This is a genomic window from Caldalkalibacillus thermarum (genome assembly GCF_014644735.1).
In the GTDB taxonomy this organism is placed as follows: domain Bacteria; phylum Bacillota; class Bacilli; order Caldalkalibacillales; family Caldalkalibacillaceae; genus Caldalkalibacillus; species Caldalkalibacillus thermarum.
Genome location: NZ_BMKZ01000131.1, coordinates 1 through 651 on the forward strand (window position 1 = coordinate 1; position 651 = coordinate 651).

General features: G+C 47.8%; 1 protein-coding gene and 1 pseudogene. Both read right to left on the minus strand.

The genetic code is table 11. The features are described 5' to 3' along the window. Positions 1-113 (minus strand): annotated as a pseudogene (locus IEW48_RS17745) (transposase); the annotation flags it as partial. Positions 114-271: 158 nt separating this feature from the next. Further along, positions 272-651, minus strand: a 380-nt coding sequence (locus IEW48_RS16845) for a transposase (protein WP_188624725.1), incomplete at its 5' end; no start/stop codon positions are given.

Sequence of the window (651 nt, forward strand, 5' to 3'; positions counted from 1 at the left end):
TGATATTCTTTTGTCCAACGATGCACCAGATTAGGATGGATATCATACCGACGGGCCACAGCAGCCTTATTTCCGGCCTCTAAGGCCTCCTTGACAACTTGTATTTTAAATTCAACAGAATGTCTTTAGCGTTTCATATTCATCAGCCCCCTATCCCGAAAATTTAAGTCCATGAAAAAATCGCAAAAAAGCTAGGGGATGTTAACACCAGCAGATTGGTATTTGCTGGAACGAGTCATGTTAATGCACCTGTTGATTGTGTTTCGGTTAACTACGCTGTTTGATTTGAAGGCTCTACCATGACCTTAAACCCTAGTGTTTCCAACTTCCGAATCGCTTGTCTGGCGACTTGATGGCGCTTGCGTTCTTCGTAGTAATGTGGCCCAAGTTCGATGTAAGTCTGCTTCTTTTTGAGGAGATGGTAGACAATGGTCAGGATGCTATGAGCAACCGCAACTGCTGCACGATTGGCTCCCCGGCGCGCAGCAATACGATGGTACTGGCTGGATAGATAAGTGTGTTTAGACCTAGCAGCGGCACGGGCGGCTTCCACCAGGGTGCTACGAAGCTTCTGGTTTCCCTTGCGGGTTTTCCCTGACTTTCGTTTTCCGGCACTTTCGTTATTCCCTGGGGCGACTCCTGCCCATGAAC